This window comes from Pseudoxanthomonas wuyuanensis, assembly GCF_900215535.1.
Taxonomy (GTDB): domain Bacteria; phylum Pseudomonadota; class Gammaproteobacteria; order Xanthomonadales; family Xanthomonadaceae; genus Pseudoxanthomonas_A; species Pseudoxanthomonas_A wuyuanensis.
The window spans coordinates 42,854-56,122 of sequence record NZ_OCND01000013.1; the positions used below are offsets into that span (position 1 = coordinate 42,854).

The following is a 13,269-nucleotide window of genomic DNA, read 5'->3' on the forward strand; positions in this document are numbered from 1 at the left end:
CGCTGTTGGCTAAGGTAGAGGCAGCAGCAACGGCAGAATCAAGAGCTTGATCGGCTTCGCCGTTGAAAGCCGCACTGACGTGCGAGTTCCTTTTGTCTTGGCAAAAGGAACCACTGTGCCGCTTTGCGGCGCGAACGGCGAAGCCGGCCCGAAGGGCGAGACGCAGCATGCGTCGAGTAAAGAAAAGTGACTCGCGCCTACGGCGCGGCGGTCAACGGCGGAGCCGGTCAAGCCTTTGCGCTTTGCGATTTCCACGGGCGAAAGAAAAGCCATCAGCTATTCAACGCATACATGACGATGTTCACCGCGAACTTGGTATTGTCCTCGGCCAGAAAGCGCTTGTTGCGCCAGTCGTAGTCCCATTCGCAGCCATAGTCCTTGTTGCTGTAAAGCACCCCCAGGCGGCCGTCGATCTCGATGCCTTTCAGGTAGTCGTGAATCAGATCGTCGCCCCAGCCGTTGAGCTCGAAGCCGGTCGCCGGCGGACCCTCGGGAAAGCTGAAGAAGCTGCGGTACAGCGGATGGCTGTTGGGCAGTTTCTGCATCGCCCTGGCGCCGAAGATGGCCGTCATCTGCGCTTCGAAGGATTTGGCGAACAGGCCGTCGATATCGTGATTGCAGTCGTCGACGAAAACGAAGCCGCCGTTGCGCACGTAGCGCTCGAAGTTGCGCCGTTCGTCGGGATTGAACTCGACCAGCTTGTGCCCGGCCAGATAGCAGAATGGTGCCAGCAGCATCTTCGGATCCGCCAGCGCCAGTACATGCTCCTTCGGGTCGACGCGCAGGTTGGTGTAGTCGATCAGCGAGGTGATGAGGTTGGCCGGCATCCGCGCGTCCACGTCCCAGTCGCCGGAGTCGTACTTCAGCCGGGTGAACCAGAAGTCGTATTCGGCCGCAGCGGCGCACGCGCCGCGCGGCAGCAGCGCGGCGGCCAGGCCGCCGGCGATCAGGCGGAGGAAGTCGGCCCGAGTCATGCAACAGGAGTGAGTGAGTGGAAGCGAGGAACGAGTGGAGAGGAACGAGAAACGAGTAGGAGCATATCCTCGCCCGTCCGGGTCTTCGCTCGTTCTCCACCCACTGCAGGAGTGAGTGGAGAGGAGTGAGAAATGAGTGAGTGGAAGCGAGGAACGAGTGGAGAGGAACGAGAAACGAGTAGGAGCATATCCTCGCCCGTCCGGGTTTTCGCTCGTTTTCCACCTGCCGCAGGAGTGAGTGGAGAGGAGTGAGGGATGAGTGAGTGGAAGCGAGGAACGAGTGGAGAGGAACGAGAAACGAGTAGGAGCATATCCTCGCCCGTCCGGGTTTTCGCTCGTTTTCCACCTACCGCAGGAGTGAGTGGAGAGGAGTGAGGGATGAGTGAGTGGAAGCGAGGAACGAGTGAGAAGCCATGCGTGTGCCAGCATGCGCCCGGCTTCGCTCTTCCTCGCTCCTCAATCCTATTCACTCGTTCCTCGCTCTCGCAATGAAGAGGAACGAGTGGATAGCGGAGCCCGCAGACCCGCACGCCTGGACTTTCACTCGTTTCTCGTTCCTCCTCACTCGTTTCTCGCTCTCAGACCGCATCCGACAACGAGGTGAACGTGAAATCGCGCAGCTTCATCGGCGGGATCATCATCACGAAACTGGACTCGTCGCCGGAGACGCGGATCGGCTTGCCCAGTTCTTCGATGTTGTTGAGCATGATTACCGGCGACTCGTTGAAGCGGAAGTTCTTGACCGGGTACCTGATCTCGCCGTTCTCGATGTAGAACGTGCCGTCGCGGGTCAGCCCGGTCAGCAGCACGGTCTGCGGATCGACCATGCGGATGTACCAGGTGCGGGTGACCAGGATGCCCTTCTGCGTGCTGCGCACCAGCTCGGCGGTGGACTTGCTGCCGCCGGCCATCAGCAGGTTGCCGGGTGTGGCAGTTGCCTGCTTGCCTTGTTTCTGCGCCCAGAAGCGCGAGTAGCGCAGATTGGCGATCTTGCCGTCCTGGATGATCGGCATCTTTTCGCGCGGCAGGCCCTCGTTGTCCCACGGCATCACCGCCGCGTCCGGGTGCCAGGGATCGGCGCTGAGATTGACGCGCGGGTCGTAGACCTGCTCGCCCAGCTTGTTGCCGCCGCCTTTCTTCGAAAGGAAGCTGCGGCCTTCGTCGGCCTGGCGCGCATCGAAGAAATTCATCATGAACGAGATCAGGCCAGCGGCCGCGGCCGGTTCCAGGATCACGGTGTATTTGCCGGGCTCCAGCGCCTTGGCATCGGCCGATTCGCTGGCCTTGCGCATGGCGGTGCGGATGTCGCTGTCGGCCTTGAAGTCGCTGGCGTCCTTCAGGTTGCGGCCGACCCAGCCCGAGCCGCGGCCGTCTTCGGTGCGCACCGTGCAGGTGTAGTTGAAGTTGGTGGCCTGCTGATAGCCGAAATTGCCGTTGCTGTTGGCGAAGGCGACAAAGCTCTGGCCGTCGTCGAGGAAGCCGGCTGCGATCAGTTTTTCGGCCTTGCACGGTGCGATCGAGTCGGCGGCCACCTGGGCGCGGAATTCCGGCGTGATCGCGGCGGTGGATTCGCTGAAGGTCGGGCTGGCGGTGTAGCTCTGCTTGCCGATGGCCGGCATGAACTCCGGGTTCTCCGGCGCCAGCTTGGCTAGATCCTCGGCGCGGCGGACCACGCGCTCCAGCGCGGCGTCGTCGAACTCGTTGATGGTGGCGGTGCCGACGCGCTTGCCGAAGGCGACCTGCACGGCCAGGTCGGCATTGCTGACGATGCCGCTGGTGGAAATGTTGTTAAGCGCAAAACGGATGTTGCCGTCGACCGAACCGGTCAGCGTGGCGGTGCATTCGTCGGCGGTGGACAGCGCGATGACCTTGTCCAGGATGGCCTTGGCCTGCGCTTCGGTGAGGATGCTCATGGTGTGGATATCTCCTTGGCGCCGATCAGCCCAGCGAACGGGCGGTGTTGATGACATTCATGCCGTTGAAGCGCGCGGTGGACGACCCGTGCGAAACAGCCGAAACCTGGCCGGGCTGGCCCTTGCCGTCGAAGAACGAACCGCCCAGGCGGTAGTCGCTTTCGTCGCAGATCGCCACGCAGGCGTTCCAGAACTCCGGCGTGCGGATCTGGTAGGCCACGTCCTCGATCTGGCGGGTAATCTGGCCCTTCTTGATCTCGTAGAACAGCTGGCCGCCGAACTGCGCGTTGTAGCGTTGCTGGTCGATCGAGAACGAGCCGTCGCCGATGATGTAGATGCCGTTTTCCACGTCCTTGATCATGTCGGCCACGGAAAGCTTGTCCTTGCCCGGCGCCAGCGAGACGTTGGCCATGCGCTGGAACTGCACGCTGGACCACGAATCGGCGTAGCAGCAGCCGTCGGATTCGCTCTTGCCCAGGATATGGGCCTGGTCGCGGATGGTCTGGTAGTCGACCAGCTTGCCGTTGCTGACCAGATCCCAGCGCTTGGTCCTGACGCCTTCGTCATCAAAGCCGACCGCGCCCAGGCTGCCTTCCTGGGTCTTGTCGGCGAACAGGTTGACGATGTCGCTGCCGTACTGGAACCGGTCTTCGCGCTTGTCCAGGGTGGCGAAGCTGGTGCCGGCGTAGTTGGCTTCGTAGCCGAGCACGCGGTCCAGTTCCAGCGGATGGCCGACGTTTTCGTGGATGGTCAGCCAGGTGTGCGACGGGTCCAGCACCAGGTCGTACTTGCCCGGCTTGACCGACGGCGCGGTCAGCTTGGCCCGCGCCTGTTTGGCGGCGGCGATGGCGTCTTCCTGCATGTCGTAGGACATGCCGTAGTTGGTCACCCCGTTGGGCGTGAGCACCTTGCCGGAAGCGGCGCCGTCCAGGTATTCGTAGCCCAGGCCCATCGGCGAGGACAGGCCGTCGCGGGTGCGGAACTTGCCGCTGGCCTTGTCGATGGCCGTGACCGTCATCGGCGCCCAGATCCGGTGCACGTCCTGATCGATGTAGGAGCCGTCGGTGCTGGCGAAATACTTCTGCTCGTTGACCAGGAACAGCATCGAATTGACGAAGTCGGCGCCGGCATTGATGGCCGAGGCGTTGACGCCCAGCAGCAGGTCGACCTTTTCCTTCAGCGGCACTTCCATCGCGTTCTTCTTGATGGGCGTGCGCCAAGACACCTCGCCGACGCCGGGCGCGGGCGCCAGCTGCACCGGCGCGGTCTGGGTCTTGCTGTTGGCCCGCGCGATGGCCGCGGCCTGTTGCGCGGCCTGCGCCACCGACTGGCTGCTGAGCTGGTTGGTGGCGGCAAAGCCCCAGGCGCCGTTGACGATCACGCGGATGCCGACGCCGGTGGACTCGGTGTTGACCACGTTCTGCACCTTGTCCTCGCGGGTAATCACGAACTGGCGCAGGTAGCGGCCGATGCGCACGTCGCAGTAGGTCGCCCCGGATTGCCTGGCTGCCGCCAGCGCTGCGTCGGCCAGCCGCTTCTTCAGGCCGATATCCAGCGTGGACTGCAATTGCTCGGCGGCGATGGCCTTGCCGAAGAAGGACGGCACCATCAGGCCGCCCAGGCTGAGACCGCTCAGGGTCAGGAAGTCACGTCTTTGCAAGGCTGTTCTCCACCGGTGAAGCCCGTGCCGGGCACGGGAATGAGTTGCGACGGAACGATGCGCGCATGCGTACGGACGCGCGGACAATGCCATTCCGATTCTTGCCGCCGGGCGAAGCTGCCGTCAAATGACTTTTGGCACGGGTGGGGGAATCGGGAATGCGGAGATGCGACAGCAACAGCCCGCGTCGACGCACCGGGCAGCCCATTTTTTTCTGGTTCTCCTGCCAAGAGCGGAGAATGTCTATGTGGAATCCGGTGGCCAGGGCAGTGCGGGACACGCCGTAATACCCGCGATGCGGGGCCGGCCCGCCATCGCAGATGACGGGCGTTCGGCTGCACGCGAAGCCGTGCTTCGCAAGCGCTTGCCTCACCCATGCAGGCTCTTACGCGGCATCCATGCCGCGTACGGTCCCGCACTGCCCTGGCCACCGGATTTTGGACACCTGGTCGGCGTTCGAATAAAGGCGTTCCGAAGTCGCGCTCTGTCATCTGACCAAAGGCGACGGGCGGCGGCTCCTACCGAAGTCGAGCCCGCCGAAGTCGACATCCCAAGAAGCAGGAGAAGAACCTTTCTCTAAAAAGCGGGCAAAGCGAGATGCGCTCCCCTCACTCCTCACCCCAGACTGCGTGCGGTGTTGATGACGTTGATGCCGTTGAAGCGGGTCGTCGCCGAACCGTGCGAGACCGCCGACACCTGGCTGGGCTGGCCCTTGCCGTCGAAGAACGAGCCGCCCAGGCGGTAGTCGCTTTCGTCGCAGATGGCCGCGCAGGCATTCCAGAACTCCGGCGTGCGGATCTGGTAGGCCACGTCCTCGATCTGCCGGGTCACCTGGCCGTTCCTGATTTCGTAGTACAGCTGGCCGCCGAACTGGGCGTTGTAGCGCTGTTGATCGATCGAATACGAACCGCGGCCGTGGATGTAGATGCCGTTTTCCACGTCCTTGATCATGTCGGCCACGGAAAGCTTGTCCTTGCCCGGCGCCAGCGAGACGTTGGCCATGCGCTGGAACTGCACGCTGGACCACGAATCGGCATAGCTGCAGCCGTGCGATTCGGTTTCGCCCAGGATATGCACCTCGTCGCGGGTGGCCTGGTAGTTGACCAGCACGCCGTCCTTCACCAGGTCCCAGCGCCTGGTCCTGACGCCCTCGTCATCAAAGCCGACCGCGCCCAGGCTGCCCGGCTCGGTCTTGTCGGCGGTGAAGTTGACGATCCCGCTGCCCCAGCGATAGCCGGCCTCGCGCTTGTCCAGGGTGGCGAAACTGGTGCCGGCGTAGTTGGCTTCGTAACCCAGTACGCGATCCAGCTCCAGCGGGTGGCCGACGTTCTCGTGGATGGTCAGGAACAGGTTGGACGGGTCCAGCACCAGATCGTATTTTCCCGGCTTGACCGACGGCGCACTCAGTTTGGCGCGCGCCTGTTTGGCCGCGGCGACGACGTCTTCCATCACATCGTAGGAACGGCCATAGCCGGTTACGCCGCCGGGCAGCGCGAACTTGCCGGCCGGATCCGCATCCAGATATTCATAGCCCATGCCCATCGGCGCCGACAGCCCGTCGCGGGTGCGGAACTTGCCGCTGGCCTTGTCGATGGCGGTCACGGTGAACGGCAGCCAGATGCGGTGCACGTCCTGATCGATATAGGAGCCGTCGGTGCTGGCGAAATACTTCTGCTCGTTGACCAGGAACATCCGCGAGGCGGCGAAATCGGCGCCGGCGTTGAGCGCGGCGGCATTGACGGCCAGCAGCAGCTCGACTTTTTCCTTGATCGGCACTTCCATCGCATTCTTGCGCAGCGGCGTGCGCCAGGACACTTCGCCGACGCCGGCGACCGGCGCCAGCTGCACCGGTTGGGTGCGGGTCCTGGCGTCGGCGCGGGCGATGGCCACGGCCTGGCGCGCGGTGGCCGCGGCCGCGTCGGGGCCGGGCCGGTTGCTGGCGGCAAAGCCCCAGGCGCCATCGACGATCACGCGGATGCCGATGCCGCTGGATTCGGTATTGACCACGTTCTGCACCTTGTCCTCGCGGGTGATCAGCGACTGCCGCAGGTAGCGGCCGATGCGCACATCGCAATAGCTGGCGCCGGCCTGGCGCGCGGCGGCCAACGCGGCGTCGGCGCGGGCTTTGCGGGCGGCGCCATCGACCGGCGCCAGCAGCGTCTCGGCGGCAATGACGCGGCTGTGGGGCAGCATGGCTCCGGCCAGGCCCAGGCCGGAGAAGCTAAGGAAATCGCGTCTGTCCACCGCAGGATTCCGGTTGGGCCGGCGGTCACGGGCATGGCCGCCGGCAGGTCGAAGTGAGGCACGACTCTGCGCAGCGCTGCGGCAAGCGTCAAGTGACCGTGGTCCTACGGTCCGCCGGCAAACGGAGAAACCGGGCACAATTCCCTTGCCATCCGGCAGACAGGAGCGCGCGATGAAATCCCGAACCGGCCCCAAGCCCGATTCCGACGACGAACAGCAACGGCTGGCGGTGCTGATCGACGCCGACAACGCGCAGCCTTCGGTGATCGAAGGCCTGCTGGCGGAAGTGGCCAAGTACGGAGTGGCCAGCGTCAAGCGCATCTACGGCGACTTCACCAGCACCCGCATGACCCAGTGGAAGCAGGCGCTGCTGAAGCATTCGATCAGCCCGGTCCAGCAGTTCGCCTATACCAGCGGCAAGAACGCCACCGACAGCTCGCTGATCATCGATGCGATGGACCTGTTGTACACCCAGCGCTTCGACGGCTTCTGCCTGGTTTCCAGCGACAGCGACTTCACCCGCCTGGCGCAGCGCCTGCGCGAGGAGGGGCTGACCGTTTACGGCTTTGGCGAACGCAAGACGCCGGATCCGTTCGTGCAGGCCTGCGACAAGTTCGTCTACACCGAGGTGCTGCGCAGCGAGCCGCCGGCCGAACCGGCCAAGCCGCCGGTTGCCGCCAAGCCGGCAAAAAAAGCGAGCAAACCCGCGGCAAGCACCGCCATCGCCAAGCCCGACCCGGCCGCTCCGGCCGTACCGGCGGCGCCTGCGGTGCCGGAGCCCGGCGCCAGGGGCGGTGTGCTGCCGCTGCCGCTGAAGCTGATCCGGCAGGCCATCGAGGAAGCCTCCGACGATCAGGGCTGGGCGTTCCTGGGCAGCGTCGGCAGCTATCTGAACAAGGTGCGGCCGGATTTCGACCCGCGCCTGTTCGGGCACAAGAAGCTCAGCGAGCTGTTGAAGCATCACCCCCGACATTTCGAAATCGAAGAGCGCGGCGGCGAAGGCGCAGGCAAGCGCTTCTATGTCCGCGCGCGCGCCTGAGAAGCTGGGCGCTTGATGGCGGCCATGGCATTTCGGCGAGGATAGGCATGAAACCCCATTCGCCCGCCTGCGAACGCAACCGCGAACCTATTCTGGGCGTACTGCGCCGCCACCTGGCCCACGCGCGCACGGTGCTGGAAATCGGCAGCGGCAGCGGCCAGCACGCGGTGCATTTCGCTGCGGCCATGCCGTGGCTGGTGTGGCAGTGCACGGACCGCGCGGCATACCTTCCCGGCATCGGCCTGTGGCTGGACGAGGCGGGCCTGCCCAACACGCCGGCGCCGCTGGAACTGGATGTCGCCGGCCGGTGGCCATTGCAGCGCTTCGATGCGGTGTTCAGCGCCAACACCTTGCACATCATGGGCTGGGAGGAAGTGCGGGCATTCTTCGGCGGGATGGAAGACACGCTTGCGCAGGATGCGCGGCTCATCGTCTACGGGCCTTTCAACTATGGCGGCGCTTACACCAGCGACAGCAACCGCCAGTTCGATGCCTCGCTGCGCGCGCGCGACCCGCGCATGGGCATCCGCGACTTCGAAGCGGTCCACGCGCTGGCGCGCGGCATCGGAATGAGGTTGGCCGAGGACAACGCCATGCCGGCCAACAACCGCTGCCTGGTCTGGCGGCGGGATTGAGCGGTTATGCTCGTGCGATGTTCGAACTACGCCATGTCGTCAAGCGTTATGGCGCGACCATCGCGCTGGACGCCATCGATCTGTCGATCGAAGCGGGGCGGACCACCGCGCTGATCGGTCCCAGCGGCGCGGGCAAGTCCAGCGTGTTGCGCATGCTGATCGGGCTGGAATGGCCGGACAGCGGCGAGGTGCGTTTCGACGGCGCGCCGTTGCGGCGGCAAGACCTGCTGGAACAGCGCCGGCGCATCGGCTATGTGATCCAGGAAGGCGGTCTGTTCCCGCACCTGACCGGCGCTGGCAACGCCGCGCTGCTGGCGCGCACGCTGGGCTGGGAAGACGCGCGTATCGATGCGCGCCTGCGCGAACTCGCCGGACTGTGCCAGCTGCCGTTCGAGGCCTTGGCGCGCTTTCCCGCCGAACTTTCCGGCGGCCAGCGCCAACGCGTCGGCCTGATCCGCGCACTGATGCTGGATCCGCCGGTACTGTTGCTGGACGAGCCGCTCGGCGCGCTGGACCCCATCGTGCGCCACGATCTGCAGGACCAGCTGCGCGAGCTGTTCGCGCTGTTGAAGAAGACGGTGGTGCTGGTGACGCATGATGTGGCCGAAGCCGCCTGGCTGGGCGATACGCTGGTGCTGCTGCGCGCGGGCCGGGTACTGCAGCAGGGCGCTGCGCGCGAGCTGCTGCAGGCGCCGGCCGATCCGTTCGTGCGCGCGTTCATGCACGCGCAGCGCAGTGTCAGGGCAGGGGAATGAATCCGCGCCTGCGTCCGCTGTTGCTGGCATGGCTGCTGGCCTGTTTCGGCCCGGCGTCCGCGCAGACGGCGGCGCCGGCGAAGCTGAGCATCGGTTCCAAGAACTTCACCGAGGCGGTGATCCTGGGCGAAATCGGCGCCGGCCTGGCGCGTCAGGCCGGCATGGAAATCGAGCATCGGCGGCAACTGGGTGGCACCCGCATCCTGTGGCGCGCGCTGGAAACCGGCGCCATCGATGCCTATGCCGAGTACACCGGCACGCTGGCCGAGGAATTGCTGCAGATGCCGGGCGCCGACCGCCAAGCGCTGAGGCGCGCGCTGGCGCAGCGCGGGCTGGCAATGACCGCGCCGCTGGGATTCGACAATACCTACGCCCTGGGCATGCGCGAGCAGCGCGCGCAGGCGCTGGGTATCGCCCGCATCTCCGATCTGCGTGCGCATCCGCGCTTGAAGCTGGGCCTGAGCAACGAATTCCTGTCGCGCGCCGATGGCTGGCCGGGCTTGCGCGCCGCCTACGGACTGCCGCAGCAGGCCGATGGACTGGACCACGATCTCGCCTACCGCGGCCTGGCCAGCGGCGCCATCGACGTCACCGATCTCTACAGCACCGATGCGGAGATCCCGCATTACCGGCTGCGCGTGCTGGACGATGACCGCCGCTACTTCCCTGCCTACGAGGCGGTGTACCTGTACCGCGCCGACCTGGCGCAACGCGCGCCGGCATGGGTACGCGCGCTGGAGGGCATGGCCGGTCGCATCGATGCGGCGACCATGCAGCGCCTCAACGCGCGGGCGAAGCTGGAGCGCGAGAAGGAGGCGGACATCGCCGCCGAATGGCTGGGCGTGTCCGCACCGCAGGCACGGGGCCGGGCGGCGCGGATTGGCCAACGCACCGGCGAACACCTGGCGCTGGTGGCGGTATCGCTGGGGCTGGCGCTGCTGGTGGCATTGCCGCTGGGCGTGCTGGCGGCGCGGAGACCGCGATGGGGACAGCTGGTGCTGTCGATCAGTGGAATACTGCAGACGCTGCCGTCGCTGGCGGTGTTCGTGTTCATGATTCCGTTGTTCGGCATCGGCGCCAGGCCGGCCATCGCGGCGCTGTTCCTGTACAGCCTGCTGCCGATCGTCCGCAACACCCACGCCGGGCTGACCGGCATTGCGCTGGAACTGCGCGAGACCGCCGCCGCGATGGGCTTGCCGTCGCGCACCCGGCTCTGGCGGGTGGAACTGCCGCTGGCGCGGGCAACCATCCTGGCGGGAGTCAAGACTGCGGCGGTGATCAATGTCGGCACCGCCACGCTGGGCGCGTTGATCGGTGCCGGCGGCTATGGCCAGCCCATTCTCACCGGCATCCGCCTGGACGATATCGGCTTGATCCTGGAAGGCGCGGTACCGGCGGCGGTGTTGGCGCTGCTGGTGCAAGCGGTGCTGGAACTCGCCGAGCGGGGCATCACTCCGCGCGGAATGCGTCTGGCCGCGCGCAAATAGCGTCCGCACAGACAGACGCGCCGCAGCGGGACCGAGTCTGCCCGCAGAAACATCGTCCCACGTAGCAGCGCCGTCCTCGGCGCGAGCTTCTGCCGTCCTACGGTTCTGCCCTTGCCGCATCCGAAGAGATCGCGGCCGGAGGACGTTCCTGCAAAAGTTGAAACAACCTGCGGCGGATTTCGGTTACCACCCATAACGCGATGTTCACATCGCTCACCTATGCTCGCCTGGATGCTCGGATCCGCCGCTCCTGCCGCAAACACCCGCGACAGCGCCATCGAACCGCAGGCGCTGCTTGCGCGTTACCTGGCCGTGCGTGCGTCCAGTGCGGCGCTTGCCGCGCCGCTGTCGGCCGAGGATGCGATGGTGCAGAGCATGGACGATGCCAGTCCGGCCAAATGGCACCTGGCGCACACCACCTGGTTCTTCGAACGTTTCGTGCTGGCCGCACGCGATGGCTACGCCGCGTTCAATCCGCAATGGGACTATCTGTTCAACAGCTACTACCAGAGCGCCGGTCCCATCCACGCGCGGCCGCGGCGCGGCCTGCTGTCGCGGCCCGGCCTGACCGAAGTGCTGGACTACCGCGCCGAGATCGATGCGCGGATAAGGCGGCGTTTTGCCGACGGCGACCTGAGCAACCATGATCTGCGCACGCTGCTGCTGGGCACCCACCATGAGCAACAGCATCAGGAACTGCTGCTGACCGACATCAAGCATGCGTTCTGGTCGAACCCGCTGAAGCCTGCCTATCGCGACGACCTGCCAATGCGGACGGGCCGGGCGGCGCCGCTGCGGTGGATCGCGCGCGAAGAAGCCATCGTCGAGATCGGCGCAGCGCCGTGGCCGCAGGCGCCGGCCTTCGCCTACGACAACGAATCGCCGCGCCACCGCGTGCTGGTGCCGGCGTATGCGCTGGCCAGTCGCCCGATCAGCAACGGCGAGTACCGCCAGTTCATCGCTGACGGCGGCTACCGGACGCCGGCGCTGTGGATGAGCGAGGGCTGGGCGCTGGCGGACGCGCAGGCCTGGAACCGGCCGCTGTACTGGAGCGAGGACGGCCGGCGCGAGTTCACGCTGGGCGGCTGGCGCCCGCTGGACTCGCATGCGCCGGTCTGTCACCTGAGCTATTTCGAAGCCGATGCGCTTGCGCGCTGGGCCGGCGCACGGCTGCCGACCGAGGCCGAATGGGAGCAGGCCGCCGCGGGCGCGGCCATCGAAGGCAACTTCGCCGACCCCGCCACCGCTGCGCTGCATCCGCAGGCGCTGGACGCAAGCGGTCCCGGTTTGCGCCAGCTGTTCGGCGACGTCTGGGAATGGACCGCCAGCGCCTACACGCCCTATCCCGGTTTCCGCGCACTGCCGGGCTCGCTGGGCGAATACAACGGCAAGTTCATGTGCGGCCAATGGGTATTGCGCGGCGGCAGCTGCGTCACGCCGCGCGACCACATGCGCGCCAGCTACCGGAACTTCTTCCCGCCGCCCGCCCGCTGGCAGTTCTCCGGCGTGCGCCTGGCCAAGGATCTCGCATGACGCCCGCCACCGCCCGCGCCCACGCCGCTTTGACCGATCTGCATCCGCCAGCGGACGATATTCTGCGCGATGCGCTGGCCGGCCTGTCGCGCACGCCCAAGCGCCTGCCGTCCAAGTATTTCTACGACGCGCAGGGGTCGCGGCTGTTCGAAGCCATTACCCGGCAGCCGGAGTATTACCTGACGCGGGTGGAGCAGGCGCTGCTGGACGACTACCTGCCGGCGATCGCCAGCGCGATCGGCAGCGGCGCGCATGTGGTCGAATACGGCAGCGGCAGCGGCCGCAAGACCCGGCGGCTGCTCGAGGGCTTGCGCGAACCGGCGGCCTATACGCCGGTTGAAATCTCGCGCGCCGCGCTGCTGGAAAGCACCGCGCGCCTGGCCTCCGCTCTGCCCGCGGTGGAAATGCTGCCGGTGTGCGCCGACTTCACCCGGCCGGTGCCGCTGCCGGCGCCGACCCGCCGCCCGCGGCGCACGCTGGTGTTCTTTCCCGGCTCCACGCTGGGCAATTTCACCCATGACGAAGCGGTCGGCATCCTGGCGGCGATGCGCGAGGCGATGGGAGCCGACGGCCGCGCCCTGATCGGCATCGATCTGCAGAAGGATCCCGCCCTGATCGAAGCGGCCTACAACGACGCGGCCGGCGTCACCGCGGCGTTCACGTTGAACCTGCTGGCGCGGCTCAACCGCGAACTCGGCAGCGATTTCGATCTGGCCGGTTTCCGCCACCGCGCGGTCTACGCCGGCGAACGCAGCCGTATCGAAACCTTCCTGGTCAGCCAGCGCGCGCAGCAGGTGCAGGTGGCCGGGCGCCGTTTCCATTTCGATGCCGGCGAGGCCATGCTGGTCGAATACAGCCACAAGTACAGCGACGGCGGCTTTGCGACGCTGGCGGCGGCAGCCGGCCTGGCCGTGGCCGATGGCCGCAACGATCCCCGCGGCTGGTTCGGCCTGCGGCTGCTGCGGCCGGCCTGATCGGCACTGCGTTGCACCAATGAACGCCGCTACGGAACAAGGATCAAAGGCTGCC

Annotated in this window: 11 protein-coding genes; 7 read left to right on the top strand and 4 right to left on the bottom strand. The window is 66.2% G+C overall.

Features of this window, described 5'->3' with window-relative positions:
• The first annotated feature begins 46 nt into the window (after nt 1-46).
• Nucleotides 47-190 carry a hypothetical protein gene (locus CRO39_RS21025; protein ID WP_176520235.1) on the top strand — a complete coding sequence of 48 codons (144 nt, stop codon included), beginning with the start codon at nt 47-49 and terminating at the stop codon, nt 188-190.
• 82 nt (nt 191-272) lie between these two features.
• Here CRO39_RS21025 and CRO39_RS18930 read toward each other — a convergent pair whose 3' ends face one another.
• The 4 genes from CRO39_RS18930 to CRO39_RS18945 all read right to left on the bottom strand — a co-directional run bounded on the left by CRO39_RS18930 (nt 273) and on the right by CRO39_RS18945 (nt 6,791).
• A complete protein-coding gene (locus CRO39_RS18930) occupies nt 273-974 on the bottom strand; it encodes a DUF4159 domain-containing protein (protein WP_097123536.1) in 702 nt (233 codons plus the stop codon).
• 578 nt (nt 975-1,552) lie between these two features.
• Complete coding sequence (locus CRO39_RS18935) at nt 1,553-2,887, bottom strand: TldD/PmbA family protein (protein WP_097123537.1); 1,335 nt, start codon at nt 2,885-2,887, stop codon at nt 1,553-1,555.
• Nucleotides 2,888-2,912: 25 nt separating this feature from the next.
• Nucleotides 2,913-4,547, bottom strand: a complete 1,635-nt coding sequence (locus CRO39_RS18940; RefSeq protein WP_162125877.1) for a TldD/PmbA family protein — start codon at nt 4,545-4,547, stop codon at nt 2,913-2,915.
• Nucleotides 4,548-5,162: 615 nt separating this feature from the next.
• A complete protein-coding gene (locus CRO39_RS18945; RefSeq protein ID WP_162125878.1) occupies nt 5,163-6,791 on the bottom strand; it encodes a TldD/PmbA family protein in 1,629 nt (542 codons plus the stop codon).
• Between the two features lie 172 nt (nt 6,792-6,963).
• Between CRO39_RS18945 and CRO39_RS18950 the strand changes: the two genes are divergently transcribed.
• From CRO39_RS18950 to egtD, 6 genes are all read left to right on the top strand, one after another.
• The gene (locus CRO39_RS18950; protein ID WP_097123539.1) at nt 6,964-7,830 is read left to right on the top strand and encodes an NYN domain-containing protein; all 867 of its coding nucleotides are present in this window, start codon (nt 6,964-6,966) and stop codon (nt 7,828-7,830) included.
• Nucleotides 7,831-7,877: 47 nt separating this feature from the next.
• Nucleotides 7,878-8,465: a DUF938 domain-containing protein gene (locus CRO39_RS18955; protein ID WP_202926337.1), complete on the top strand. Its 588-nt coding sequence runs from the start codon at nt 7,878-7,880 to the stop codon at nt 8,463-8,465.
• A gap of 17 nt (nt 8,466-8,482) precedes the next feature.
• On the top strand, nt 8,483-9,220 hold the full coding sequence (locus tag CRO39_RS18960; protein ID WP_097123540.1) for an ATP-binding cassette domain-containing protein: 738 nt from the start codon (nt 8,483-8,485) through the stop codon (nt 9,218-9,220).
• Nucleotides 9,217-10,707 carry an ABC transporter permease/substrate-binding protein gene (locus CRO39_RS18965; protein WP_097123541.1) on the top strand — a complete coding sequence of 497 codons (1,491 nt, stop codon included), beginning with the start codon at nt 9,217-9,219 and terminating at the stop codon, nt 10,705-10,707. Before CRO39_RS18960 ends, CRO39_RS18965 begins: the two co-directional genes overlap by 4 nt.
• 231 nt (nt 10,708-10,938) lie before the next feature.
• Complete coding sequence (gene egtB, locus CRO39_RS18970; RefSeq protein ID WP_097123571.1) at nt 10,939-12,240, top strand: ergothioneine biosynthesis protein EgtB; 1,302 nt, start codon at nt 10,939-10,941, stop codon at nt 12,238-12,240.
• Nucleotides 12,237-13,214: an L-histidine N(alpha)-methyltransferase gene (gene egtD, locus CRO39_RS18975; protein WP_097123542.1), complete on the top strand. Its 978-nt coding sequence runs from the start codon at nt 12,237-12,239 to the stop codon at nt 13,212-13,214. The genes egtB and egtD overlap by 4 nt, the downstream gene beginning before the upstream one ends.
• Nucleotides 13,215-13,269: the final 55 nt, after the last annotated feature.

What these genes read in the sequence shown, in the direction of transcription:
- CRO39_RS18930 (WP_097123536.1), bottom strand. Translation starts at nt 974, where the DNA reads ATGACTCGGGCCGACTTCCTCCGCCTGATCGCCGGCGGCCTGGCCGCC.
- CRO39_RS18935 (WP_097123537.1), bottom strand. Translation starts at nt 2,887, where the DNA reads ATGAGCATCCTCACCGAAGCGCAGGCCAAGGCCATCCTGGACAAGGTC.
- CRO39_RS18950 (WP_097123539.1), top strand. Translation starts at nt 6,964, where the DNA reads ATGAAATCCCGAACCGGCCCCAAGCCCGATTCCGACGACGAACAGCAA.
- CRO39_RS18955 (WP_202926337.1), top strand. Translation starts at nt 7,878, where the DNA reads ATGAAACCCCATTCGCCCGCCTGCGAACGCAACCGCGAACCTATTCTG.
- CRO39_RS18960 (WP_097123540.1), top strand. Translation starts at nt 8,483, where the DNA reads ATGTTCGAACTACGCCATGTCGTCAAGCGTTATGGCGCGACCATCGCG.
- CRO39_RS18965 (WP_097123541.1), top strand. Translation starts at nt 9,217, where the DNA reads ATGAATCCGCGCCTGCGTCCGCTGTTGCTGGCATGGCTGCTGGCCTGT.
- egtB (WP_097123571.1), top strand. Translation starts at nt 10,939, where the DNA reads ATGCTCGGATCCGCCGCTCCTGCCGCAAACACCCGCGACAGCGCCATC.
- egtD (WP_097123542.1), top strand. Translation starts at nt 12,237, where the DNA reads ATGACGCCCGCCACCGCCCGCGCCCACGCCGCTTTGACCGATCTGCAT.